This is a genomic window from Pseudomonas sp. LB3P93 (assembly GCF_054898025.1).
In genome coordinates, this window is sequence record NZ_CM142713.1 from 3,412,928 (window position 1) to 3,436,742 (window position 23,815).

Genomic DNA, 23,815 nt, shown 5'->3' on the forward strand with positions numbered 1-23,815 from the left:
ACTACTCTCCACCAAGATCGGAAAAGGGTTTAAGCCCACTCAATAATCCAAACAAACCATGCAATGGCACCGGCAGCCACGTGGGGCGATTTTCAGCCTCATACGCCACCTCATACGCCGCCTTCTCCAGACCGAACAACGCCAGCGCGGCGTCCTCGCCTTCCGGATCTTGCCACGCATGAGCAAGACTAGCTGCCGCCAGCCGATAAGCGTCGACAAATGCCTGTTTTGCTTCATTCAGATAACGGTCGGCTACCCGTTGCCGTGCCGCTTGGGCATCGGCGGTGTTGTCGACGTTGTGCACGTTGATCGCCATCGCTGCGGCGTAATCGAAGGAGCGCAACACGCCACTGACATCTTTGTACGGGCTGTGCTTGCCGCGTCGTTCGCTCAACGGCCGCGCCGGCTCACCCTCGAAGTCGATCAGGTAAGCGTCGCCCTTGATCACCAGCACCTGCCCCAGATGTAAGTCACCGTGGACGCGAATGCGTAATCCGCCAACGGCTTTTTTGCCCAGGTCCTGGACATGGCTGAGGATGGCTTTTTTGTTGTCCAGTAAACGAGTGACCAGCGCTTTGTCCGCCGGGTTCAGTTCACTTTGATGCTGTTTGAGCAACTTCAGCGAGTGCTCCAGCTGCGCCGCGATGTCCTTGGCCGAGGCCAGGGCATCTTTCTGCGTGGTGACCTGCGGGGCGAAGTCCGGGTCATCGGTCGGGGCCGCCAGCACCTGGTGCATTTCACCCAGACGCTGGCCGAGCATGCCGGCGAAGTCCCTCAGTTCACCCAAGGCGTTGTAGTGCTGCTCCTGCTCGGACATGGCGTCGGCCAGTTCGTCGCGCAGCGCCCGTTCGAGGTTGTTCTGCGTCCATTCCCAGGCGTCGCCCTGATTGCTCAGATAGCCTTGGGCGATCATCAACAGATTGTCTTCGCCCTTGGCATCGCGGCGAACCACCGAACCCAGCAGCGGCGAGATATTGCTGAAACCGGCATTGGTCAGGTAAGCGCTCATTTCCAGTTCCGGGTGCACGCCCGAGGCGACTTTGCGGATCAGCTTGAGCACCAGGCTGCTGCCGATCACCACCGAACTGTTGGATTGCTCGGCGGACAGGTAGCGCACTTCCGATTCCGCCGTCAGGCCCAGTTTGGCCAGCTCGGGGGTCGGTTCGAAACGAATCTCGCCGCCGTCCGAAGGCAATACTTTGTTTTCCTGCATGCCTTGCAGCACCGCACGGATAAAGTTTTCCAGGCTGAACGCATCGGTGATCAAACCCACCTGAGGGCCACGCCGTACCCGAGACAGCGCCAGTTGCTGCGGCAACGCCGGGCCGACCTGATCATCGGCAATGAAGCCGAACGGTAACTGGTAACGGCTGGTCTGGCCACCGCTGGTGACTTCGATTTCACTCAGCAACACCGGATGCTGTGCATCGCCGAAGCGTACGCCGTAGGCCAGGTTGACCTTCTCGATAGCCGCGTCTTTGCCGGCGAACCAGCGGCGGTTCTGCAACCAGTTCGGCAAGATGCCCTGCTCCAGCGTGCCGCGGGACGGCGCTTCGAGCAGTTCTTCCATGCGTTTTTTCAGCACCAGGGTGGTGAAGTCCGGCAGGCTTTGCGCCGGTTCTACGTGCCAGCTAGGCATTTGATTCTCCGCGGCGAGTCCGAACCAATAAAAGCCGTACGGCGCCAGGGTCAGGAGGAAATTCAATTGGCCGATCGGCGGAAAAGCGTTACCGCCGAGCATCTCCACCGGCACCATGCCGACGTAGGCCGACAGGTCCAGCTCGGCCGCTTGCGCACTGCGCGATACGTTGGCGACACACAGGATGGTTTCGTATTTGCCATCCGGCCCGGTGTATTCACGGATATAGGCAAGAATCCGCCGATTGCTCGGAGACAGCATTTTCAGCGTGCCACGACCGAAGGCCTTGGATTGCTTGCGCACCGCGAGCATCCGGCGGGTCCAGTTCAGCAGCGAATGCGGGTCGCCGGCCTGGGTTTCGACGTTGACCGACAGGTAACCGTATTGCGGGTCCATGATCGGTGGCAGCACCAGGCTCGCCGGGTCGGCGCGGGAGAAGCCGCCGTTACGGTCGATTGACCACTGCATCGGCGTGCGCACGCCGTCGCGGTCGCCGAGGTAGATGTTGTCGCCCATGCCGATTTCATCGCCGTAATACATCGTCGGCGTGCCCGGCATCGACAGCAGCAGACTGTTGAGCAGTTCTACGCGACGACGATCGCGCTCCATCAACGGCGCCAGACGGCGACGAATACCCAGGTTGATCCGCGCCCGACGGTCGGCCGCGTAGTAATTCCACAGGTAATCGCGCTCCTTGTCGGTGACCATCTCCAGGGTCAGCTCATCGTGGTTGCGCAGGAAAATCGCCCACTGACAGTTGGCCGGGATTTCCGGGGTCTGACGCAGGATGTCGGTGATCGGGAAGCGATCTTCCTGGGCCAGCGCCATGTACATGCGCGGCATCAACGGGAAGTGGAACGCCATGTGGCATTCGTCGCCGTTGAGGCCTTTTTTATCGGTATCACCAAAATACAGCTGCGTGTCTTCCGGCCATTGATTGGCTTCGGCCAGCAGCATGCGGTCCGGGTAGTTGGCGTCGATCTCGGCACGGATCTGCTTGAGGACGTCGTGGGTCTCGGGCAGGTTTTCGTTGTTGGTGCCGTCGCGCTCGATCAGGTACGGAATCGCGTCCAGCCGCAGGCCGTCGATGCCCATGTCGAGCCAGTAGCGCATTACCGACAGCACGGCTTTCATGACCTGCGGGTTGTCGAAGTTCAGGTCTGGCTGGTGAGAATAGAACCGGTGCCAGAAGTATTGGCCGGCGACCGGGTCCCAGGTCCAGTTGGATTTCTCGGTGTCGAGAAAGATGATGCGGGTGCCGTCGTACTTGTGATCATCATCGGACCAGACGTAAAAGTCCCGCGCCGCCGAACCGGGTTTGGCTTTACGTGCGCGCTGGAACCAGGCGTGCTGGTCGGAGGTGTGGTTGATGACCAGCTCGGTAATCACCCGCAGGCCACGTTTGTGGGCCTCGGAGATGAAACGCTTGGCGTCGGCCATGGTGCCGTAGTCGGGGTGGACGCCACGGTACTCGGCAATGTCATAGCCATCGTCGCGCCGTGGCGACGGATAGAAGGGCAAGAGCCAGATGGTGTTGACGCCGAGGTCGGCAATGTAATCGAGTTTGGCGATAAGACCGGGAAAGTCGCCGATCCCGTCATTGTTGGAGTCGAAAAAAGATTTGACGTGAACCTGGTAGATCACCGCATCCTTGTACCAGAGCGGGTCCTTGATGAAGGTGGCTGCCTTGGGTTTCTTCGCCATTTGAAACTCCTGTTGAATTCAGAGCAGCCCTGAGCCGAACGCCTACCTGTGGCGAGGGAGCTTGCTCCCGCTCGGCTGCGAAGCAGTCGCAAAACCTGTAAATCAGATGAACCTGGAGAAAATAGGGCCGCTTCGCAGCCCAGCGGGAGCAAGCTCCCTCGCCACAGGGGTCGCGGTGCCTTCAGGAAGCGGTGATTCGCCAGATCCCGAACGGTTGATGCGCCGGGTCGATCCGCATGGACTGGTACTTGCCGTGCCAGGTCCAGCGATGGCCGCTCATCAAGTCTTCGCCCTGGGTGCTGGCGTCGTCGGGCAAGCCCATTTCCCACAGCGGCAATTCGAAGTTCGCTTCCTGGACGTTATGCGGGTCGAGGCTGACGGCCACCAGAATGAAGTTGCTGCCATCCGCGCTGCGCTTGCCGAAGTACAGAATGTTGTCATTCCACGCGTTATAGACCTTCAAGCCCAGGTGCGTGTGCAGCGCCGGGTTTTGTCGGCGGATGCGGTTGAGCTGGGCGATCTCGGCAATGATGTTGCCCGGCGCATTGAAGTCCCGCGGGCGGATCTCGTACTTCTCGGAATTGAGGTATTCCTCCCTGCCCGGCACCGGCGCGGCTTCACAGAGTTCGAAGCCCGAATACATGCCCCACAGACCCGAGCCCATGGTCGCCAAAGCAGCGCGGATGAGAAAACCGGCGCGTCCGGATTCATGCAAAAACGCCGGGTTGATGTCCGGTGTGTTAACGAAGAAATTCGGCCGGTAGCATTCGCGCCACGGCGACTCATTCAGCTCGGTGAAATAGGTCGCCAGTTCTGTTTTGCTATTGCGCCAAGTGAAGTAGGTGTAGCTCTGGGAGTAACCGACCTTGCCCAGCCGCGCCATCATCGCCGGCGTGGTAAAGGCTTCCGCGAGGAACATCACCTCGGGGTACAACGCCCGCACATCGGCGATCAGCCATTGCCAGAACGGCAGCGGCTTGGTGTGAGGGTTGTCGACGCGAAAGATCTTCACGCCCTCTTCGACCCAGCCGACCACGATGTCTCGCAACTCGACCCACAAACTGGGAATCGCATCGCTGGCGTAGAAATCGACGTTGACGATGTCCTGGTATTTTTTCGGCGGGTTCTCGGCGTATTTGATCGTGCCGTCGGGGCGCCAGTTGAACCAACCCGGATGCTGTTTGAGCCACGGGTGATCCTGGGAGCACTGGATCGCGAAATCGAGGGCAATTTCCAGCCCGTGATCCGCCGCCGCTGACACCAGTCGACGGAAATCTTCGCGAGTGCCGAGTTCCGAATGAATCGCCTCGTGCCCGCCCTCTTCGCTGCCGATGGCATACGGGCTGCCCGGGTCGTCGGGGCCGGCGGTCAATGAATTGTTCGGGCCTTTGCGGAAGCTGCGGCCGATCGGGTGGATCGGCGGGAAGTACAGCACATCGAAACCCATGTCCTGAATCGTCGCCAGACGCGAGTGCACGTCGTTAAACGTACCGTGACGGGCCGGATCGTCGGTGATCGAGCGCGGAAACAACTCATACCAACTGGCGAACTGGGCGAGCTCTCGCTCGACGTCCAGTGGGAACTCGGGGCTGAGACTCAAGTAAGCGCGGTGATCGGCCTGGGCCATCAAATCGGCGCTACGTTGGTGCAGAAACAGGGCGACCTGCTCGGTTTCGAGCAGACCGGACAGCTCATGGTGCAACGCCGCCAGTTCTTCGCTCAACGGCCCTTCCGAGCGTTCGGCCGCTTGTTGCACCTGGTTGCGCCCTTCCTGCAATTCCAGACTGACGGGCACACCCGCGAGGTTCTTTTTCTCAATTTCATAACAGAAGCTGGCGAACTGATCGATCCAGGCCTCGATGCAAAAGACGTAGCGGCCCTGCTCCTCGACACGGAACTGGCCCTGCCAGCCGTTGTTGCCAAGGTCGGTCATGACCTCGCTCTGCCAGGCGTCGTCGCCGTCGGCACGCCAGCGTATGCGCACAGCCAGTTTGTCGTGACCGTCGGCGAACACTTTGGCGGTGACCACCACATCCTGACCCACCACGGCCTTGGCAGCAAACTGCCCGCCATCGAGGGTGGGCATGATGTTTTCAATGGCGATGCGCGGCAGCAGTAGCGCCTGCGACAGCGGCATATGAGGGTTGTAGTTCAGCTCTGTCGGTTTTTCAGCAGTCATCGAGCATCTCTCCTTTACGCCCCATGGACGCTCTTGTGCCTGGTCGTCGTTCACGCGGAACCGTCTGCCCCGAAATGAACTCACTTAGGTTCCGAGCGACAAGCGCAGGGAAAAGTTCACGCCCATTTGCCGGGAATCAAATCCCTTGCGCGACGGTCAACCTACTTAAGCACGACTTACGCCATGTGCCACTGGAGGCTTCAACGATGAGTATTCCAATCCCGGCCGAGACACCCGACCCGAACATCGACAACCCGACGATTCCGCCGACCGAGCCGGAACCAGTGCCCGAGCAAGAGCCGCCGGGCACCACTGCGCCGCCCAGGGAAGAGCCACCGGCCACCCTGCCGCCGGTGATCCTGACGCCAGAGTGAAGGCTACGGCCGCTCTTGCTCGTCTTTATCCCTGTCGATCATTCTCACGATCCTCGGCATCACGCTGAAGATCGCCAATGCCAGCAACGTACTGAACACCGCCGTCGCCTCGCGACCCAGTCCGGCCGAGACACCGATGGCGGCGGTCATCCACAAGCCGGCGGCGGTGGTCAGGCCTTTAACATGGCCATCATCGCCTTCCTGGTTTTTCAGGATGGTGCCGGCGCAAAGGAAACCGATCCCGGCGATCACGCCCTGCACCACTCGGCTCATGGCATCGGCCTGGGAGCCGGACATCTGCGGCACCAGCACAAACAGCGCCGCGCCCAGCGCCACCAACATGTGCGTGCGAACCCCGGCAGCCTTGCCCTTTTGCTCCCGTTCGAAACCGAGAATGCCGCCCAATATCGCTGCGATCAGCAATCTCACGGTTATACGTGTCAATTGTGACGCGTCGCCGATGTCGGCGAACTCCGCTTGCAGCGTTACCCAAACCTCATGCCACCAAGCGTTCATGGTGCAATCCTTGTGATTGATTGTTATTGGAGGATGGACCGCGCCGACCATTAATCGGTTGCACAGAACGATGACCGTCGGATGCGCCCTAACAGTTTAGAACCCGCAAAAAAAGGACACCGCCATGACTGTGCGCATCGAAAACCAGACCTGCTTTTTCACCCTCGAGAACGGCGAAGAAATCCGTCTGTGTCCAGACGTCACCATCATTACCGACTCGGAAAAAGCCATGTCGGCGGTGGAGATCAACGGCCAGCGTGTCTACATTACCGAAGCAGAAGCGGACGCATTGACCGTAGCAGGCGCGGTGGACGGTCGCAGGCATTTGAAGGCTACCGACAGTGATTCGGTGATTTGACTGACCCGGATCAACAACCCCCGCAAGCGCCTGATATAGGCGCCTGCGTCCCGCTGTGACGGGGTGCATCAAGTTGTCGCAGGCAGCGGATCAAACCCCATCTGATCCGCTTTTTATTGCAATAACTGAGTCTGTTATGCAAACAGATCGCTGGTCATAGTGCTCATGCCTGATGGAGGCTGATGAGCGAAAGACCATGAGCGAAAGAATCCCCGTCCGAACCGTAGAACCTGCCTCATTTATAAAAAGCGAGCCTTTGCGTCCAAAGATAAAGGCCAAATCCAGCGACAACCTGATCCACACCCGCAGCTTCACCGGCCTGTTCCGCACCCTGCGCTTGAGCGGCGCGGGCGTATTGTTCTTGCTGTTCTTCGGCACCGTGTGGCTGAACTGGGGTGACCGTCAGGCGGTGCTCTGGGACCTTTCCGAAAGCAAATTCCACATCTTCGGCGCAACCTTCTGGCCACAGGACTTCATCCTGCTCTCGGCGCTGCTGATCATCGCGGCGTTCGGCTTGTTCGCGATCACCGTGTTTGCCGGCCGGGTCTGGTGCGGTTACACCTGCCCACAGAGTTCCTGGACCTGGATCTTCATGTGGTGCGAGAAGATCACCGAAGGCGAACGCAACCAGCGGATCAAGCTGCAAGCCGCGCCGTGGGGCTTGAACAAACTGATCCGTCGCTCGGCCAAGCACACCCTGTGGCTGGCCATCAGCCTGCTCACCGGGCTGACCTTTGTCGGTTATTTCACGCCGATCCGGCCCTTGGCTGAAGAGCTGCTGACCCTGCAAATGGGCGGTGTCAGCCTGTTCTGGGTGCTGTTTTTCACCGGCGCGACGTACATCAACGCCGGTTGGCTGCGTGAAGCGGTGTGCATGCACATGTGCCCGTATGCGCGGTTCCAGAGCGTGATGTTCGACAAAGACACCTTGACCATTTCCTACGACGCGGCCCGTGGTGAAAACCGTGGCCCGCGCAAACGTGAGTTGAAACCGGCCGAGGTGGGCCTGGGTGATTGCATCGATTGTCAGGTGTGCGTGCAGGTCTGCCCGACCGGGATCGACATTCGCGACGGCTTGCAGATGGAGTGCATCGGCTGCGCGGCGTGTATCGACGCCTGTGATTCGATCATGGACAAAATGGGCTATGCCCGTGGCCTGATCAGTTATACCTCGGAGCATGAGCTGCAAGGTGGCAAGACCCACTTGTTGCGGCCGCGGCTGATCGGTTACACCGCGGTGCTGCTGGTGATGATCGGCGCCCTCGCCCTCGCCCTGGTCGAACGGCCGATGGTGTCGCTGGACGTGAGCAAGGACCGTGGACTGTTCCGCGAGAACAGTCAGGGCCAGATCGAAAACATCTACAGCCTGAAGGTCATCAACAAGACTCAGCTGCGTCAGGATTACCAACTGAGCCTGGTGGATGGCGAAGGCTTCCAGCTGCAAGGCAAGACCGAACTGAGCCTGGCGCCGGGTGAAATTGTGGATGTGCCGGTGTCGGTGGCAATGCTGGCGGACCGGCCGAGCAGCAGCTCGCAGACGATCAGCTTCAAGATTGTCGACAGTGACGAGCCGGACATCTATAGCGTGGCCAACAGCCGGTTTGTTGCGCCGATGAACCGTTGATCCCTTAGACTGCGGTGCCTGTGGCGAGGGAGCTTGCTCCCGCTGGGGTGCGAAACGCCCCTGAAATTTACGACTGCTACGCAGCCGAACGGGAGCAAGCTCCCTCGCCACAACAGCGTACCCATTGAATTACTTCAATCCAGGCACTCGATGAAACGCTACGAAAAATTCGCCGACGACATCGCTGAACTGATCCGCTCCGGCGTCCTCGGCCCCGGCCAGCGCGTGCCGTCGGTGCGCTACGCCAGCCAGACTTACGGGGTCAGCCCGTCCACCGTGTTCCAGGCCTATTACCTGCTCGAACGTCGTGGCCTGATCCGCGCACGCCCGCGCTCCGGCTACTTCGTCAACACGCACGCGCCGAGCCCGTTCTCGGAGCCGGTGATCAGCAGCCAAGTCAACGAATCCACCGAAGTCGACGTCAGCGAACTGGTGTTCTCGGTCCTCGACTCGATCAAGGACCCGACCACCGTGCCCTTCGGCTCGGCCTTTCCCAGCCCGACCCTGTTCCCGTTACAGCGCCTGTCCCGCTCCCTGGCCAGCGCTGCCCGGGACATGGACCCGCGCATGGTCGTCACCGACATGTCGCCGGGCAATCCGCAGCTGCGTCGTCAGATTGCCCTGCGCTACATGGTCGGCGGGCTGATGCTGCCGATGGAAGAACTGCTGATCACCAACGGCGCGCTGGAAGCGCTGAACCTGTGCCTGCAAGCGGTCACTGAACCCGGCGACCTGGTGGCCATTGAAGCGCCGGCGTTCTATGCCTGCCTGCAAATACTGGAACGGCTGAAGCTCAAAGCCGTCGAGATTCCGGTGCACCCGCGCGACGGTATCGACCTGGGCGTGCTAGCCCAAACCCTGGAACGCCACCCGATCAAGGCGTGCTGGTGCATGACCAGTTTCCAGAACCCGATGGGCGCAACCATGCCCGAGGCCAAGAAGCAGGAGCTGGTCGAATTGTTGCGCAGCCACCAGGTGCCGCTGATTGAGGACGACGTCTACGCCGAACTCTATTACGGCCAGCAGGCACCGAAACCGGCCAAGGCGTTTGATACCGAAGGGCTGGTGATGCATTGCGGTTCCTTCGCCAAGAGCCTGGCCCCGGGCTACCGCATCGGCTGGGTCGCCGCCGGGCGTTATGCGCAGAAGATAGAACGCCTGAAACTCATGACCTCGCTGTGCGCCTCGATGCCGGCCCAGGCCGCCATTGCCGACTACCTGCAACACGGCGGCTACGACCGGCACCTGCGCAAATTACGTTACGCCCTGGAAGAACAGCAAAGCGCCATGCTCGCCGCCATCGCCCGCTACTTCCCGGTGCAGACGCGCGTCAGCCAGCCAGCTGGCGGCTACTTCTTGTGGCTGGAACTGCCGCCGCAGATGGATTCGTTGAAGTTGTTTCAGATGGCGTTGGCGCAGGGCATCAGCATCGCGCCGGGACCGATCTTTTCACCGACGCAGCGGTTCAGGAATTGTATTCGGTTGAATTACGGCAGCCCGTGGAATGAGGCGGCCGAGAAGGCGATGGAGACGTTGGGGCGGATTGTGCGGTCGCTCGCGTTATGAGTAGAGGAAAACCTCAGCAAACAAAAGTCCTGCCGACGGAGGCCAGCAGGACTTTTTCTGGTATATCGCTTGCTACCTGCACAACTATTGCACGGTAAAGTCACAAGATTAATAAATAGTGATCTATAGATTAAAATGCTTCATCAAGCCGATTCTTTAATTCAAAGCCTTCAACCGATGTCGCTCAATTCCAGAATCCCAGCGCCCTTGATCTGAATAGTCAACACCACGGGAATCGGATCGAAAATTACGTGTTCTTGATACTTGCGCACGTCAGAAAAATATTGCTGAGGATCATTTGCGAGATGCCCTGGATTGCTATAACGGTAGGTAGGCCCGAGTATTTTATTGTGAGCCAACTCCACCGCACCTATAATACTGCCCGTTAAAAAATCATCACCCGACAAATCCGAACTGAAGATATATTTTCGATCAACATTCATCAACCGCACAACCCCCGGAGATACATTGTCTAAATAGAATCGCGTGGGATTGGCTTTTTCCAGCACAACCAGATTTCGATCTTCAAGCTCCTCTCCATAGGCACCCAGCATTTTCTCCATGCTCAGATAATACCCATAAAACTTTCCAGGCGTTGCAACACGCAATGTATAGCGATCATTTTCCGATCGAAAGTGAATCAATAAAGGCTCAGCCTTTTCATTGTCGGCAACTGTCAGGAAGCCTGCCTCATCCTTTAGCTGACGGCTGTATTCTGACCTCTGAGAGGGAGTCAACCGTGGCCGCTTCAGCCTGGATTCCATCAGCTGATAATTCAGCACCAATGGTTTCCCTTTCAGAAACAGATGGGCAATCACTGACTTGTTTTCTTCGGTATTCATTTAAATATTTCCATATATAAAAATAACATCACAACTGACAATCTATCTGCAACACCCAGGAACTCTTACAACTAAAACAATCACTCAATGACGTTGCGCTTTCGCCGTTCCAGAATCATCTTATCCGCACAGTCGGCAGCGTCTATCAAGTATTGAAAAGGCGCGCCTATACTAAAGTTTTTATGCATGTAACGCAGCACGAAGTCATCCCAGAAAGCAACTTCATCTTTATAAATATCCATCTTAAAACTCCGTCATTCAGTTTAATTGCTCCGCACCCTTGCGGAACAAGCAAAATAATAGCCACGCTCATTTAAAAGTTCAATGCTCACACACTGCGAACCCAATACAGAGGATGTCAGAAACGTAAACGTCTATTGATACAACGCAGTTGCGCCTTGAAGTACAAGGCGCGTTTTTCATTATGCAACTAATGGCGGGATTGCTTAAAATTAAACCAGTCTTCTATCTTTGATACTGGTTAACGCGATGCTAACGGCGAAATACCAACGTCGGGCTCAGCGCCCACCGCCCAGATCAACAAAAGTCCCCGTCGCATAAGAAGCCTTATCCGACAGCAACCAGACAATCGCCTCAGCCACTTCATCCGGCCGCCCACCCCGAGCCATTGGAATCGCCGATTCCAGCTTGCTGACCCGATCCGGATCACCGCTCAGCGCATGGAAGTCGGTGTAGATAAACCCCGGCCGCACCGCGTTGACGCGAATCCCCTCGCCCGCCACTTCCTTGGACAGGCCGATGGTGAAGCTGTCCAATGCGCCTTTTGAGGCGGCGTAATCCACGTATTCGTTGGGTGAGCCTAAACGCGAGGCCACCGAGGACACGTTGACGATGCTGCCGCCCTGCCCGCCATGTTTGGGCGACATGCGCAGGATCGCATGCTTGGCGCAGAGGATCGGCGCCAGGACGTTGGTCTTGAGGATTTTGAGAATGCGGAATTCGGACATTTCGTCGACACGGGATTTGTGGCCGACGGTGCCGGCGTTGTTGACCAGCGCCGTGACCCGGCCCAGTTCAGTGTCCACCCGGTGGAACAGACTGATCACTTCGTCTTCGATGCTGACGTCGGCGCGCACCGCAATGGCTTGAGCGCCCAGCGCGCGAACTTGAGCCAAAACGCTATGCGCAGCCGATTCGTCGGACTGATAGTTGATACAGATCCGATAACCAAGCCCTGCGGCCAACAGCGCGGTTGCAGCGCCGATGCCACGCCCGCCGCCGGTGATGACAATGACTTTGTCCATGCTGAGTTTCCCCCTTCACGCGTAAGCAGTCGGGGCCAAGAATAACCGCCATTGCCGGTTTTTGCATGGGCTCACATCAACTGTCTCACCAATGCTGTGCGCATTGGTGTTCCCTGTGGCGGCTAGCTGCATCCTTCTGTAGCAGCTGTCGAGCCTGCGAGGCTGCGTTCGGCGACGCAGTCGTCGAAAAACTTGCGCATGAGATCTTACTGAAACACCGCGCCGTCTGATTTCACGACAGCTTCGCTGCCGGACGCAGCCTCGCAGGCTCGACAGCTGCTACAGGCACAACGCCCGGCGTCAATCGCTCCCCACGAACAATGTCCGCCATGAAGCGATCCGCCGGCAGCGGGTGCCCCAGCAGGTAGCCCTGCAATGAATCGCACCCCAGTTTGGTCAGGAAGTCTTGCTGGACGCCGGTCTCCACGCCTTCGGCCACAATGCGCAAGCCCAACGCCTGGCCAAGGGCGACGATGGCCGAAACGATGGCGGCGTCGTCACCATCGTGCTCCAGATCGCGGACGAAACCGCGGTCGATCTTCAGTTCGTTGGCCGGCAGACGCTTGAGGTACATCAAACTCGAATAGCCTGTGCCGAAGTCATCAATGGACAGGTCAACGCCCATTTCCGAGAGTTCCTGAAGCACCGTCATGCTCGCATCGGCATCGCTCATGGCGGTGGTTTCGGTGATTTCCAGGGTCAGGCTGTTGGCCGGCAACTGATGCGTGGCCAAAGCTTTGGAGACACTCTTGACCAGGCCCACATGGCAGAACTGCAACGCCGAGAGGTTCACAGCGATGCGCCAGTCGGTGTAGCCGAGCACGTACCACTCGCGCATCTGGCGACAGGCTTCGTTGAGGACCCATTCACCAATGGGAATGATCAGCCCGGTCCTTTCCGCGAGGTCGATAAACTTGTCCGGCAGCAGCATGCCCTGGGTCGGATGCTCCCAACGCAGCAGCGCCTCGGCACCCACCGGGCGACCATTGCTGGCGTCGAACTTGGGTTGGTAATAGAGGCTGAACTGCTGCTGATCGAGGGCGTTGCGCAAATCCTGCAGCAGTTGCAACTGTTTGCGCGCGTTACTGTTCATCGAGGCGTCGAAGAAGCTGTAGCCGTTTTTCCCGGCGCCCTTGGCGTGGTACATCGCCGCGTCGGCGTTCATCAGCAATTCCTGGGCAGTCTGTCCGTTGCCTGGATACAGCGCGATGCCGAGGCTGGCGGAAATCTGCAGCTCATGTTCGGCGACCCGGAACGAACTGCCGATCAGCCCGACCTGACGCGCCGCCACGTTCAACGCGTCGTTTGGCTCGCTGAGCCGCACCAGCAACACGAACTCATCGCCACCAATTCGCGCCAACGTGTCCTGACTGCGCATGTCCTCGCGCAGGCGCAAACCGACCTCGCGCAACAATTGATCGCCCATGTGATGGCCGAAGGCATCATTGACCGGTTTGAAACCGTCCAGGTCGATGAACATCAGCGCAAAACAACCGCCCTGCTCCTGAACCTTGGACATGGCCTGCTCGATGCGGTCGGCCAGCAACATGCGATTAGGCAACCCGGTCAGGGTGTCGTGCAGGGCCAGTTGGGTCAGTTCGCGGTTGGCTTCTGTCAGCGAGCGCGCCAGGTCAGCGGTGCGGGCCTCAAGACGTGCATCGAGTACAGAGGTCAATAAGGCGATGCTCAATACCGCAAGCGTGGTGATCAGCACCAGGTTGTCGAGGCCTTTGCCGTTCAAGCCGCTGATGGCGGCGCCGCAGAAACTGCCGTCCGGGAATCGCGCCGCGGCCATGGCGGTGTAGTGCATGCCGACGATGGCCAGGCCCATGATCACCGCGGCACCGGCGCGAAACAGCCCCACATATGGCGTGTGCTGACGCAGGCGGAAGGCGATCCATAGCGCTGCGCCGGAGGCGCCAACGGCAATGAGCAGCGACGCACCGAACAACGTCGGGTCGTAATCGATACCCGGCTGCATGCGCATGGCGGCCATGCCGGTGTAATGCATGGCACTGATCCCGGCCCCCATGACCAGCGCGCCGAACGCCAGTTGCCAGGACGGCAGCCGCGGCTGGCTGACCAGCCACAGGGCGAAGCCGCAGGACAGGATCGCGGTCAGCAGCGAGAGTGCCGTGAGGGTGAAGTCGTAACCCAGATCGATGGGCAATGTGAACGCGAGCATGCCGATAAAGTGCATCGACCAGACGCCAACACCCATGGCAAAGGCGCCGCCCGCCGTCCATAGAAACACGGCACGGCCTTTGGCCGTGGAAATGCGTTCGGTCAGGTCTAGCGCGGTATAGGAGGCGAGAATCGCTACGCAGAGCGAAATGATAACCAGCGTGGGTGAATAGCTACCGATGAGCATGTGACTTCTCGCGATCGCCCCACCGTACTGCTTCCGTTCTCGGGAGGGCAAATCGGGCGATTGTACTGATTGCGTAAAAGAACGCACTGACAAAAGTAATCAGATGGCCATCAAACCGATGAAACGCTTGTTTGATACTCCGATGATTCACGCACTCGCTGGTAGCAGCTGTCGAGCCTGCGAGGCTGCGTTCGGCGACGCAGTCGTCGTAAAACCTATGCATGAGGTCTTCCTGAAACACCGCGCCACCTGGTTTCACGACAGCTTCGCTGCCGAACGCAGCCTCGCGTTGCTCGACAGCTGCTACAAGGGTTTGGGGTGTCAGGGCTGTTTGTTTTCGCTCACTTCAAGCGCCCCGTCCCAGCCACCACCCAGCGCCGCAATCAGCTGCACACTGGCGATCAAGCGGCTCTGCAACAGGCTCAACACGCTGCGTTCGTTATTCAATGCGGTGGCCTGGACCACCACTACTCCAAGGTAAGCAATTACCCCGGCCTTGTATTGGTTTTGCGTCAACCGAAGGGATTCACGCGCCGCGTCCAGAGCTTCCTGGCGCACGCCGGCTTCATCTTCCAGCACCTTGAGCTGCACCAGATAGTTTTCCACTTCGCGGAAACCATCGAGCACCGTCTGGCGGTACTTGGCGACGGTTTCGTCGTAGGCCGCTTCGCTGCGATCGACCTCGGCGGAACGCTGGCCTCCATCAAACAGGGTCATGGCCAGTTGCGGTCCCACTGACCAGAAGCGGTTCGGCACACTGATCCAGTTGGCATAGGTGCTGCTGCTGTAACCGCCGTTCAGGCTCAGGGTGAAATCCGGATAATACGCAGCCTTGGCCACGCCGATGTTGGCGTTGGCCGCCATCACCGAACGTTCAGCAGAAGCAATGTCCGGGCGACGTTCAAGCAACTGTGACGGCAGACTCAGCGGTATTTCGGGTAGCGTCGGGATGTTTTGGGTTTCGGCCAGACTGAATTCGGCTGGCGGCAGCCCGATCAATACGGCGATGGCGTTCTCGAACTGGGCGCGTTGCCAGATCAAGTCGACCATGTCCGCCTGGGTGCTTTTGAGTTGAGTCTGGGCCTGTGCCACCGCGTCCTTGCCGGAGACACCGGCGCGGTACTGGTTTTCGGTCATTTTCAGCGAGCGCTGATAGGCCTCGACGGTCGCTTCCAGCAGGCGTTTCTGTTCGTCGATCACCCGCAGTTGCAGGTAGTTCTGCACCAGTTCCGATTGCTGGCTGAGGCGCATCGCTGCCAGATCGGCAAAGCTGGCCTCGGCGTTGGCGGTGTCGGCTTCCAGGCCTCGGCGCAACTTGCCCCAGATATCGGCTTCCCAACTGACCCCAGCCTGTGCGGTGTAGGTGTCGCGTATACCGCTGGAGGAACTGGTCAGGCTCGAACTGCTGCTACCAGTGCCTTGGCTGGAGCGGTTTTTCCCGACGGTCAGGTCCACGGTCGGAAAAAACGCACCCCGGGCGCTACGCACCAAGGCCTGGGCCTGACGGTACTGGGCTTCGGACTGGGCAACAGTCTGGTTGGAACTGTTGAGTTTCTCGATCAGGCCATTGAGCTGCTGATCGCCATACAACTCCCACCAGGCGCCACGGGCCAGGGAATCACTCGGGCTGGCCTGACGCCAGCCAGCCGCTTCCTTGTATTGCACCGGCGCAGCGGCTTGCGGGCGCTGGTAGTCCGGGCCGACAGCGCAAGCGCTGAGCATCGCCACGCACAGCGCCAGGCTCAGCAAACGCGAGCCCCGGGCCGTCGCCAACGGCGTAGCCAGATTGATAAGCGAACGGTCAGTCATAACGGAGTTTCCAGAGCAGCATCGGTACGCACTCCACGCCATTTGTTGAAGCGATGGCGCAGTTTATCGAGATAGAGGTAAACCACCGGGGTGGTGTAAAGGGTCAGCACCTGGCTGAAGATCAGCCCGCCGATGATGGTCAGGCCCAGCGGCTGACGCATTTCCGCCCCTTCGGCGCGGCTCAGCAGCAACGGCAACGCACCGAGGATCGCTGCCAGGGTGGTCATCAGAATCGGTCGCAGACGTTGCAGGCAGGCGCTGCGAATCGACTCCAGTGGCTCAAGGCCCTGATGCCGCTCCAGTTGCAGCGCCAGGTCGATCATCAGAATGGCGTTTTTCTTCACCACGCCGATGAGCAGGAATAACCCGAGCAAGGAAATCAGGCTGAACTCACCGCCCAACGCATAGATCGACAGCAGCGCGCCGACCCCGGCCGACGGCAACGTCGACAAAATGGTCAGCGGATGAATGTAGCTTTCATACAGCACGCCCAGCACCAGATACACCGCCACCAGCGCGCCGAGAATCATCCACGGCTGGCTCTTCTGGGTCGCGGCGAAGGCATCGGCGGTGCCGGCCATTTTCGCAATCACGCTTTCCGGCAGGCCGACCTTGGCGATGGCCCGCTCGATCGCCGCCGTGCCCTGCTCCACCGTCACCCCGTCGGCCATGTCGAAAGACAGGCTTTCGGACGCGAACTGGCCTTCGTGGCTGACCCGGTCGTCTTCCAGGCTGTTTTCGTAGTGGGCAATGGTCGACAGCGGAATCCGTGCGCCGTCGGCGGTGATCACCTGGACCTGATTGAGCGTGATCGGGTCCTGGGCATACTTCGGATTGACCTCCATCACCACTTGGTACTGGTTGAGGCTGTCGTAAATCGTCGAGATCTGCCGCTGGCTGTAGGCGTTGTTCAACACCGAGGTGACCATGTCCATATCGACACCCAGGCGCTTGGCCTGATCGCGATCGACGATCAGGGTCACTTGCTGAGCCCCCCGACCTTCACGGGCATCGATCGCCGTCAGTTCCGGCAACGCTTTCAACGCGGTGACGACTTTCGGGTACCACTCACGTAAATCACTCAAATCACCGCTTTGCAGGATGTAGGAGTACTGCGAGGTGGTCTGTTCGCGACCGCCACCGAATTGCAGGTCCTGATCCGCCATCAGCATCAGCTGTGCGCCGGAAACCTTGGGCATTTCCTTGCGCAGCCGTTCGATAACCTTTTGCGCGGAAATGTTGCGTTCCTTAATCGGCTTCAAGCGCACCAGCATGAAGGCGTTGTTGGTGCCGTTGGTGCCGCCGATGAAACCGGCAACGCTTTGCACCGCCTCGTCCTTGAGCACGGCACGGCGGAAGATTTCCATTTTCGGTTGCATGACGCTGAACGACAGCCCGTCGTCGCCACGCACGAAACCTATCAGCTGGCCAGTGTCCTGCTGCGGCATAAAGGTTTTAGGAACAACAACATATAGCGCAATGTTAACGCCAACTGTCACGAATAGACTGAGTAAGGTCAGCCGGCGGTGACGCAACACCCAGTCGAGGCTGGTCGCGTATTTGCCGACCATCCACTCGTTGGCCCGCTGACTCCAGCGCTGCAAGCGGTTTTCCTGCCCCGGCGTGTGCGGCTTGAGCCAGCGGGCGCAGAGCATCGGCGTCAGCGTCAGCGAAACCACCAACGAGACCACGATGGACGCCGCCAACGTGATGGAAAACTCGCGGAACAGGCTCTCGACAATCCCGCCCATGAACAGGATCGACAGGAACACCGCCACCAGCGAGACGTTCATCGACAGCAACGTAAAACCGACTTCCTGAGCCCCCAGGTACGCAGCCTTCATCGGCGGCACACCTTTGTCGATGTGCCGGGAAATGTTCTCCAGCACCACGATGGCGTCGTCCACCACCAGCCCGGTGGCCAGAATCAGCGCCATCAGCGACAGGTTGTTCAGGGAAAACCCGTAGAGGTACATCACCGCAAACGTACCGACCAGCGACACTGGCACCGCCAAAGTCGGAATCAGCGAGGCACGGAAGTTACCGAGAAACAGGAACACCACCAGAATCACCAGCGCCACGGCGATCAGCAGGGTCATTTCCGCTTCATGCAACGTTGCCTTGATTACCGGTGAGCGGTCCATCGCCAGGTTCAGCTTGACGCTGGCCGGCAGCACGGCCTGCAACGCCGGCAGTTGCGCCTTGATCTCGTTGACCGTCTCGATGATGTTGGCGCCGGCCTGGCGGTTGATCACCAGCAACACCGCCGCGTCATTGTTGAAGAATCCGCTGTTGTAGCGGTCCTCGACGCCGTCGCTGACCTTGGCCACATCCTTCAGGCGCAGTGCCGCGCCGTCCGCGTAGTGAATGATCAGCGACTCGTAATCCTTGGCTTTTTCCAGTTGATCGTTGGCCTGCACCTGCCACAGCCGCTGGCCGTCTTCGACCGAGCCTTTCGGCCGGCGCACGTTGGCGTTGGCGATGGTGTTGCGCACATCGTCCAGGGCTACGCCGTACTGGTTGAGCGCCTGGGGTTCGAGCTCGATGCGCACCGCCGGCAACGAGCTGCCGCCGATCTGCACTTCGCCCACGCCCTGCACCTGGGACAGGCTCTGGGAAAGAATTGTCGAGGCCAAATCGTATAGCTGGCCTTTTTCCAGTACGTCGGAAGTCAGCGACAGCACCATGATCGGCGCCTGGGACGGGTTGACCTTCTTGTAGGTCGGCATGCTGCGCATCCCGCTCGGCAGCAAATTGCGCGAGGCGTTGATCGCCGCTTGCACTTCCCGGGCCGCGCCGTTGATGTCGCGGTCCAGGTCGAACTGCAAAATCACCCGGGTCGAGCCCTGGCTGGAACGGCTACTCATGGTGTTGACGCCGGCAATAGCGCCGAAGGAGCGCTCCAGCGGCGTGGCCACGGTCGAGGCCATCACCTCAGGGCTGGCGCCGGGAAGGCTGGCCTGCACCACGATCACCGGGAAGTCCATCTGCGGCAACGGCGCCACCGGCAACAGGCCGAAGCTCACGCCGCCCAGCAGCATGATCGCCAGGCTCAGCAACATGGTCGCGACCGGGCGCTTGATGAAAGGTCCGGACAGGTTCATGGCTGCTCGACCGCTTCCACGGCTTCAGACTTGCGGCCCCAGCGCCGACCGAGTCGGTCGAAATACAGATAGATCACCGGCGTGGTGAACAGCGTCAACACCTGACTCAGCAACAAACCGCCGACCATCACCAGGCCCAACGGCTGGCGCAATTCAGCGCCGGAACCGGTCGCCAGCATCAGCGGCACCGCACCGAACAAGGCGGCCAGCGTGGTCATCAGAATCGGTCGAAAACGCAGTAATGCGGCCTGATAGATCGCTGTTTCCGGGTCCATGCCCTGATTGCGTTCAGCGTCGAGGGCGAAGTCGATCATCATGATCGCGTTCTTTTTCACGATACCGATCAGCAAAATGATGCCGATGATCGCGATCATCCCCAGGTCATTACCGCTCAACAGCAGCGCCAGCAAGGCGCCGACCGCCGCCGAGGGCAAGGTCGAGAGGATGGTGATCGGGTGGATGTAGCTCTCGTAGAGCACGCCAAGCACGATGTACATGGTCACCACCGCCGCCAGAATCAGCAGCAAGGTGCTCGACAACGAGGCCTGGAAGGCCTCGGCTGCGCCCTGGAACTGAGTTTGCACGCCAATCGGCATGCCGATGTCTTTCTGCACCTGATCGATGATTTCCACCGCATGCCCCAGCGCCACGCCGGGTGCCAGGTTGAAGGACATCATCACCGCCGGGAACTGGCCGATGTGGGTGATCGCCAGTTGCGCCTGACGCTCCTCGATGTGTGCCAGGCTGGACAGGCGCACTTGCCCGCCGTCGGTGGTCTTGACGTGAATCTGGTTCAACGCATCCGGGCCGATCTTCTCCCCGGACTGCGATTGCAGCACCACGCGGTACTGGCTGGCCTGGGTGTAAATGGTTGAAATCTGACGTTGGCCGAAGGCGTCGTACAGCGCATCGGTGATATTCGACACCGACACCCCGACCCGTGACGCCGCATCGCGGTCGATCACCAGATAGACCTGCAACCCTTTGTCCTGCAGGTCACTGGCAACGTCGGTCAATTCCGGACGTTGCGCCAGTGCTTCTACCAGACGCCCGCTCCACAGGCTGAGCAGCTCGGAATCCGGCGACGACATGCTGAACTGGTACTGCGTGCGGCTGACCCGGTCTTCGATGGTCAGGTCCTGCACCGGCTGCATGAACAGGCGAATGCCGACCAGTTTGTCCAGTTCCGGTTGCAGACGGGCAATGACCTCGGTGGCGCTCAGGTCGCGGTTGCTGTGGGATTTGAGGTTGATCAGCAGGCGGCCGCTGTTCAGTGTCGAGTTGTCACCGTCGACGCCGATGTAGGACGACAGGCTTTCCACCGCCGGATCGGCGAGGATCACCTTGGCCAGTTCCTGCTGACGCTCGCTCATCGCCGCAAAGGAAATCGACTGCGGCGCCTCGGAAATGCCCTGGATCACGCCCGTGTCCTGCACCGGGAAGAAGCCCTTGGGCACGACCATGTAAAGAACCACGGTCAGCGCCAAAGTGCCGATAGCCACCAGCAACGTCAGTGGTTGATGCTTGAGAACCCACTTTAACTTGCGCCCGTAAGCCGCGATCATCCAATCAATTGTCGCGCCGCTGGCCCGGTAGAAACGGCCCTGTTCTTCTTCCTTGGGTTCACGCTTGAGCAACCGTGCGCACATCATCGGCGTCAGGGTCAGGGACACCACCAGGGAAATCAGGATCGCCACCGCCAGGGTGATGGCGAACTCGCGGAACAGGCGCCCCACCACGTCCGCCATGAACAGCAGCGGAATCAGTACTGCAATCAGCGACAGGGTCAGGGAAATCAGGGTGAAACCGATCTGCTTGGCGCCTTTGAGCGCGGCATTGAGGGGACTGTCCCCTTCTTCGATATACCGGGAAATGTTCTCCAGCATCACGATTGCATCGTCCACCACGAAACCGGTGGCGATGGTCAGGGCCATCAAGGTCAGGTTATTGACCGAGAAACCCGCGAGGTACATCACGCCGAAGGTGCCGATCAGCGACAGCGGCACGGCCACCGACGGAATGATCGTGGCGCTGGCCCTACGCAGGAACAGGAACGTCACCATGACTACCAGCGCGATGGCGATCAGCAATTCGTGCTGCACGTCGGTGACGGAGGCGCGGATTGTCTGGGTGCGGTCGGTGAGGACCGTGACGTCGAGGCCGGCCGGCAGGTTGTCGGTAATGCTCGGCAGCAAGGCCTTGATCCGGTCGACCACTTCGATGACGTTGGCGCCCGGCTGACGCTGAATGTTCAGCAGCACTGCCTGGTTTTCATTGGCCCACGCCGCCAGCCGTTCGTTCTCGGCGCCGTCGACAATCTCGGCCACGTCCTTGAGGCGCAACGGCGCGCCGTTGGCGTAGGCCAGAATCAGGTTGGCGTAATCCTTGGGCGAGGTCAGTTGATCGTTGGCATCGAGCATCGACACCCGGGTCGGGCCGTCGAAGTTACCCTTGGGCTGGTTGACGTTTGACGCGCCGATCAAGGTGCGCACATCCGACAGGTTCAAGCCATTAGCCGCCAAGGCCTCCGGGTTGACCTTGATCCGCACTGCCTGACGCTGGCCGCCAGCAATGCTGACCATGCCGACGCCGCTGATCTGGGCAATTTTCTGCGCCATGCGCGTGTCGACCAGGTCATTGAGCTTGGGCAACAGCATGGTCTTGGAGGTGATGGCCAGGGTCAGCACCGGGGTGTCCGCCGGGTTGACCTTGTTGTACACCGGCGGCGCCGGCAGGTCCTTGGGCAGCAGATTGGTCGCGGCGTTGATCGCGGCCTGCACCTGCTGCTCGGCGACGTCCATGTTGATGTCGAGGCTGAAACGCAGGGTCAGCACCGAAGCGCCGCCGGAGCTGGTCGACGCCATCTGGGTCAGGCCGGGCATCTGCCCGAACTGACGCTCCAGCGGCGCGGTCACGGCGCTGGTCATGACATCCGGGCTGGCGCCGGGATACAGCGTCATGACGCGAATGGTCGGGTAATCCACCTGAGGCAATGCCGACACCGGCAGCAGCCGATAGGCGATCACGCCGGCCAGGATAATGGCCAGCATGCTCAGCGTGGTGGCGACCGGGCGAAGGATGAACAGCCGCGAGATGTTCATGCGCCGCCCTTTTTCGCCTTGTCGGCGGCGGCCGGCTCAGTCGAGCTGGCTGCCGATTTACCTTGCAGGTGCCCGGTCGGGCTGGTCGGTACGTCCTTGGTGTCGTTGACCACTTCCACTTCGCTGCCTTCCTTCAGGCGGTCGGTGCCTTCCAGGACGACGCGATCGCCGGGGGCCAGGCCTTCGGTAACCACGGTGTTTTCGCCGTCACTGGCGCCGACTTTCAATTGACGGATCGCGACTTTCTTGTCGCCGTCCAGGGCATAGACGAAGGTGCCGTTGGTGCCGAACTGAATCGCCGCCGAAGGTGCGAGCACTACGTCTTTGAGGGTGTCGGCCAGCAGGTGGACGTTGACGAACTGGTTGGGGAACAGCGCTTGATCACGGTTCTCGTAGCGAGCCTTGAATTTCAGGGTGCCGGTGGTCACGTCGATCTGGTTGTCCAGGCTCTGCAACACGCCGGTGGCCTGCAATTTGGTGTCGCCACGGTCCCAGGCTTCGGCGGGCAGTTTGGCGCCAGTGCGGTAGCGCGCCAGCACGACGTCGAGGCTGTTTTCCGGCAAGGTGAAGGCAACGCTGATCGGTTGGGTCTGGGTGATGATCGCCAGTGCCGTGGTGTCGTTGGCGGCCACCAGGTTGCCGACGTCCAGCTGCCGCAGGCCCACACGCCCCGCAATCGGCGCGCGGATCTTGGTGAATTCGAGGTTCAACTTGGCGTCATTGACTGCTGCCTGATTGGTCTTGACCGTGCCCAGGTACTGACCGACCAGTGCTTCAGCGGTGTCCAGGGTTTGCTTGGCGATACTGTCTTCCTTGAACAGACCACGATAACGCTCGACATCGACCTGAGCGTTTTTCAGCTGCGCCTGATTCTGCAGCAAGGTGCCTTCGGCCTGGAGCAAGGCGTTCTGGTAAGGGCGCGGGTCGATTTCAGCCAGCAGGTCGCCAGCCTTGACCATCTGCCCTTCTTCGAAGGAGATCTTCATCAGTTCGCCGCCAACGCGGCTGCGCACATTGATGGTGTTCAGCGCGGTCACCGTGCCCAGCGCCTTGTAGTACAGCGGGAAATCACCCTTGACCGCCGCAGCCACGCGCACAGGAATCGGCCCGGTCGCCCCGCCGAAACCCGGACGCATCCCCCCCGACTTGCCGGTGTGCCCCGCCACGGCTTTGGGCGCAGCACCGTCCTTATGGGCAGTGCTGGCGGGCCAGAACTTCCAGCACAGACCAGCGATGACCAACAGGACAAGCAGGCCGAACAGCCAGCGACGAGGATTACGGGAAGCGGAGGATTGCATGGAATGATCAACCATTGGGCGCGTGAGCTTCTTTCTACAGGAGGCTGAACGATAAGCACTGGTGG

The 23,815-nt window shown here is 59.9% G+C and carries 15 protein-coding genes; 4 read left to right on the forward strand and 11 right to left on the reverse strand.

The genetic code is table 11. The features are described 5' to 3' along the window. Position 1 precedes the first annotated feature (1 nt). Both treS and ACYZT8_RS15375 read right to left on the reverse strand, forming a co-directional pair. A complete protein-coding gene (gene treS / locus ACYZT8_RS15370; RefSeq protein WP_461973862.1) occupies positions 2-3,343 on the reverse strand; it encodes a maltose alpha-D-glucosyltransferase in 3,342 nt (1,113 codons plus the stop codon). A gap of 181 nt (positions 3,344-3,524) precedes the next feature. After that, positions 3,525-5,522 (reverse strand): alpha-1,4-glucan--maltose-1-phosphate maltosyltransferase, encoded by a 1,998-nt coding sequence (locus ACYZT8_RS15375; protein ID WP_461973864.1) that lies wholly within the window; start codon positions 5,520-5,522, stop codon positions 3,525-3,527. Between the two features lie 206 nt (positions 5,523-5,728). On the opposite strand from ACYZT8_RS15375, the gene ACYZT8_RS15380 reads away from it, so the two are divergent. Beyond that, positions 5,729-5,896, forward strand: a complete 168-nt coding sequence (locus ACYZT8_RS15380; RefSeq protein WP_461973866.1) for a hypothetical protein — start codon at positions 5,729-5,731, stop codon at positions 5,894-5,896. 3 nt (positions 5,897-5,899) lie between these two features. Here the strand turns inward: ACYZT8_RS15380 and ACYZT8_RS15385 are convergent, their stop codons facing one another. Further along, entirely contained in the window at positions 5,900-6,412 is a 513-nt protein-coding gene (locus ACYZT8_RS15385; protein WP_461973868.1) for an MgtC/SapB family protein, read from the reverse strand. Positions 6,413-6,536: 124 nt separating this feature from the next. Between ACYZT8_RS15385 and ACYZT8_RS15390 the strand changes: the two genes are divergently transcribed. The 3 genes from ACYZT8_RS15390 (at position 6,537) to mapR (ending at position 9,960) form a co-directional block, all read left to right on the forward strand. Continuing rightward, a complete protein-coding gene (locus ACYZT8_RS15390) occupies positions 6,537-6,770 on the forward strand; it encodes a DUF3203 family protein (RefSeq protein ID WP_461973870.1) in 234 nt (77 codons plus the stop codon). A 196-nt stretch (positions 6,771-6,966) separates the two neighbouring features. Beyond that, on the forward strand, positions 6,967-8,394 hold the full coding sequence (gene ccoG / locus ACYZT8_RS15395; protein ID WP_461973872.1) for a cytochrome c oxidase accessory protein CcoG: 1,428 nt from the start codon (positions 6,967-6,969) through the stop codon (positions 8,392-8,394). A 150-nt stretch (positions 8,395-8,544) separates the two neighbouring features. After that, positions 8,545-9,960 carry a GntR family transcriptional regulator MpaR gene (gene mapR, locus ACYZT8_RS15400; protein ID WP_461973874.1) on the forward strand — a complete coding sequence of 472 codons (1,416 nt, stop codon included), beginning with the start codon at positions 8,545-8,547 and terminating at the stop codon, positions 9,958-9,960. A gap of 170 nt (positions 9,961-10,130) precedes the next feature. On the opposite strand, the gene ACYZT8_RS15405 is transcribed toward mapR, so the two are convergent. The 8 genes from ACYZT8_RS15405 to ACYZT8_RS15440 all read right to left on the reverse strand — a co-directional run bounded on the left by ACYZT8_RS15405 (position 10,131) and on the right by ACYZT8_RS15440 (position 23,765). After that, positions 10,131-10,802 carry a hypothetical protein gene (locus tag ACYZT8_RS15405; RefSeq protein ID WP_461973876.1) on the reverse strand — a complete coding sequence of 224 codons (672 nt, stop codon included), beginning with the start codon at positions 10,800-10,802 and terminating at the stop codon, positions 10,131-10,133. A gap of 80 nt (positions 10,803-10,882) precedes the next feature. Then, positions 10,883-11,044 carry a hypothetical protein gene (locus ACYZT8_RS15410; protein ID WP_461973878.1) on the reverse strand — a complete coding sequence of 54 codons (162 nt, stop codon included), beginning with the start codon at positions 11,042-11,044 and terminating at the stop codon, positions 10,883-10,885. Positions 11,045-11,320: 276 nt separating this feature from the next. Beyond that, on the reverse strand, positions 11,321-12,067 hold the full coding sequence (locus ACYZT8_RS15415; protein ID WP_461973880.1) for an SDR family oxidoreductase: 747 nt from the start codon (positions 12,065-12,067) through the stop codon (positions 11,321-11,323). Between the two features lie 232 nt (positions 12,068-12,299). Then, positions 12,300-14,438 (reverse strand): putative bifunctional diguanylate cyclase/phosphodiesterase, encoded by a 2,139-nt coding sequence (locus tag ACYZT8_RS15420; protein ID WP_461973881.1) that lies wholly within the window; start codon positions 14,436-14,438, stop codon positions 12,300-12,302. 321 nt (positions 14,439-14,759) lie between these two features. After that, complete coding sequence (locus ACYZT8_RS15425) at positions 14,760-16,247, reverse strand: efflux transporter outer membrane subunit (RefSeq protein ID WP_461973883.1); 1,488 nt, start codon at positions 16,245-16,247, stop codon at positions 14,760-14,762. Beyond that, complete coding sequence (locus ACYZT8_RS15430) at positions 16,244-19,351, reverse strand: efflux RND transporter permease subunit (protein ID WP_461973885.1); 3,108 nt, start codon at positions 19,349-19,351, stop codon at positions 16,244-16,246. Before ACYZT8_RS15430 ends, ACYZT8_RS15425 begins: the two co-directional genes overlap by 4 nt. Then, positions 19,348-22,452 carry an MdtB/MuxB family multidrug efflux RND transporter permease subunit gene (locus ACYZT8_RS15435; protein WP_461973887.1) on the reverse strand — a complete coding sequence of 1,035 codons (3,105 nt, stop codon included), beginning with the start codon at positions 22,450-22,452 and terminating at the stop codon, positions 19,348-19,350. Before ACYZT8_RS15435 ends, ACYZT8_RS15430 begins: the two co-directional genes overlap by 4 nt. Beyond that, positions 22,449-23,765, reverse strand: coding sequence for an MdtA/MuxA family multidrug efflux RND transporter periplasmic adaptor subunit (locus ACYZT8_RS15440; protein WP_461973889.1), 1,317 nt, complete (start codon positions 23,763-23,765; stop codon positions 22,449-22,451). The genes ACYZT8_RS15435 and ACYZT8_RS15440 overlap by 4 nt, the downstream gene beginning before the upstream one ends. Positions 23,766-23,815 lie beyond the last annotated feature (50 nt).

Coding starts and splice junctions, on each gene's coding strand:
- ACYZT8_RS15410 (WP_461973878.1), bottom strand. CDS start 11,044: ATGGATATTTATAAAGATGAAGTTGCTTTCTGGGATGACTTCGTGCTG.
- ACYZT8_RS15405 (WP_461973876.1), bottom strand. CDS start 10,802: ATGAATACCGAAGAAAACAAGTCAGTGATTGCCCATCTGTTTCTGAAA.
- ACYZT8_RS15385 (WP_461973868.1), bottom strand. CDS start 6,412: ATGAACGCTTGGTGGCATGAGGTTTGGGTAACGCTGCAAGCGGAGTTC.
- ACYZT8_RS15415 (WP_461973880.1), bottom strand. CDS start 12,067: ATGGACAAAGTCATTGTCATCACCGGCGGCGGGCGTGGCATCGGCGCT.
- ACYZT8_RS15375 (WP_461973864.1), bottom strand. CDS start 5,522: ATGACTGCTGAAAAACCGACAGAGCTGAACTACAACCCTCATATGCCG.
- ACYZT8_RS15440 (WP_461973889.1), bottom strand. CDS start 23,765: ATGGTTGATCATTCCATGCAATCCTCCGCTTCCCGTAATCCTCGTCGC.
- ACYZT8_RS15390 (WP_461973870.1), top strand. CDS start 6,537: ATGACTGTGCGCATCGAAAACCAGACCTGCTTTTTCACCCTCGAGAAC.
- ACYZT8_RS15380 (WP_461973866.1), top strand. CDS start 5,729: ATGAGTATTCCAATCCCGGCCGAGACACCCGACCCGAACATCGACAAC.
- ACYZT8_RS15425 (WP_461973883.1), bottom strand. CDS start 16,247: ATGACTGACCGTTCGCTTATCAATCTGGCTACGCCGTTGGCGACGGCC.
- ccoG (WP_461973872.1), top strand. CDS start 6,967: ATGAGCGAAAGAATCCCCGTCCGAACCGTAGAACCTGCCTCATTTATA.
- ACYZT8_RS15430 (WP_461973885.1), bottom strand. CDS start 19,351: ATGAACCTGTCCGGACCTTTCATCAAGCGCCCGGTCGCGACCATGTTG.
- treS (WP_461973862.1), bottom strand. CDS start 3,343: ATGGCGAAGAAACCCAAGGCAGCCACCTTCATCAAGGACCCGCTCTGG.
- mapR (WP_461973874.1), top strand. CDS start 8,545: ATGAAACGCTACGAAAAATTCGCCGACGACATCGCTGAACTGATCCGC.
- ACYZT8_RS15420 (WP_461973881.1), bottom strand. CDS start 14,438: ATGCTCATCGGTAGCTATTCACCCACGCTGGTTATCATTTCGCTCTGC.
- ACYZT8_RS15435 (WP_461973887.1), bottom strand. CDS start 22,452: ATGAACATCTCGCGGCTGTTCATCCTTCGCCCGGTCGCCACCACGCTG.